The 1,352-nt window shown below is 70.6% G+C and carries 2 protein-coding genes; one reads left to right on the forward strand and one right to left on the reverse strand.

All coding sequences use genetic code 11. The features are described 5' to 3' along the window. The first annotated feature begins 116 nt into the window (after positions 1-116). Positions 117-968 (forward strand): formyltetrahydrofolate deformylase, encoded by an 852-nt coding sequence (purU, locus tag RTM68_RS18820; protein WP_312173853.1) that lies wholly within the window; start codon positions 117-119, stop codon positions 966-968. Positions 969-994: 26 nt separating this feature from the next. Here purU and RTM68_RS18825 read toward each other — a convergent pair. Then, on the reverse strand, positions 995-1,352 hold a 358-nt coding region (locus tag RTM68_RS18825), incomplete at its 5' end, for a nitronate monooxygenase (RefSeq protein WP_312173855.1).

The following is a 1,352-nucleotide window of genomic DNA, read 5'->3' on the forward strand; positions in this document are numbered from 1 at the left end:
CGCGAGCAGCGCCGATGCGGTCGCCCCGTGCATGTCCATCCCTCCAGGGTAGGTGCGCGATTCGCTCGGCGGGCGCCCGGCACGGCAGAATCGATGCACACCCTCGAGGAGCCCCCATGTCTCAGCCCGACACCGCCCGTCTGCTCATCGCCTGCGACGACCAGCCCGGCATCGTCTCCGCCGTCGCCGGCGTGCTCGCCCAGCACGGTGCGAACATCATCTCGCTCGACCAGCACTCGACCGACTCCGAGGGCGGTCGGTTCTTCCAGCGCACCGTCATCCACCTGCCGGGCCTCTCCGCCGCACGTCCGGCGCTCGAGGCCGACATCGCCGCGGTCGCCGAGCGATTCGGCATGGAGTGGTCGCTGCACGACACCGCCCGCCGCAAGCGCGTCGCGATCTTCGTCTCGAAGTACGACCACTGCCTGATGGAGCTGCTGTGGCGTACCGAGCGCGGACAGCTCGACATCGACGTCACGATGGTCGTCTCGAACCACCCCGACCTCGCGGAGTCGGTGCGCTCGTTCGGTGTGCCGTTCGTGCACATCCCGTCCGGCGACAAGGAGGCGATGGAGCAGCGTCAGCTCGAGCTGCTCCGGGGCAACGTCGACCTCGTGGTGCTCGCGCGGTACATGCAGATCCTCACCGACGACTTCATCGAAGGAGTCGGCGCCCCCGTCATCAACATCCACCACTCCTTCCTCCCCGCCTTCATCGGCGCGAACCCGTACGCGCGTGCGAAGGACCGCGGGGTCAAGCTGATCGGCGCGACCGCGCACTATGCGACGGCCGACCTCGACGAGGGACCGATCATCGAGCAGGACGTCACCCGCGTCACCCACTCGGAGTCCGCCGCCGAGCTGCAGCGCCGCGGCGCCGACGTCGAGCGCCTCGTGCTGGCCCGCGCCGTGCAGTGGCACGCCGAGGACCGCGTGATCGTGCACGGTCGTTCGACCGTCATCCTCTAGAGCGAGCTCCTCTAGAGCGAGCTCCTCTAGAGCGAGCCGAGGTCGGGGCGCTCCCACGCCTCGCGGTTCTCCTCGATCCGCGCCTCTGTCGCCGACATCCCGTCGTCCGGCACCCCTGCGAGCATCTCCGCGAAGGCCTCTGCCGCGGTGCGGTAGGCGGCGAGCGGTGCTCCCTGCCCCATCCACAGCGACTGCAGCTCGCCGAGGTTCTGCGCGCCCGCCGCGGTGCGGAACTGCCCGGTGAGCCAGTTCTGCATGGGGAACGGCGCGATCGTGCCGCTCGCCTCGATCGCCCGCACGGCGCGGTTGCGGGCGCCCCGTGCCAGTCGCCCGCTCATCGCGCGGGTCAGCACCGTGCCGTCGGCGGCCGTCGAGCGGATCGCG

It is taken from the genome of Microbacterium sp. (genome assembly GCF_031988965.1).
Classification (GTDB): Bacteria; Actinomycetota; Actinomycetes; order Actinomycetales; family Microbacteriaceae; genus Microbacterium.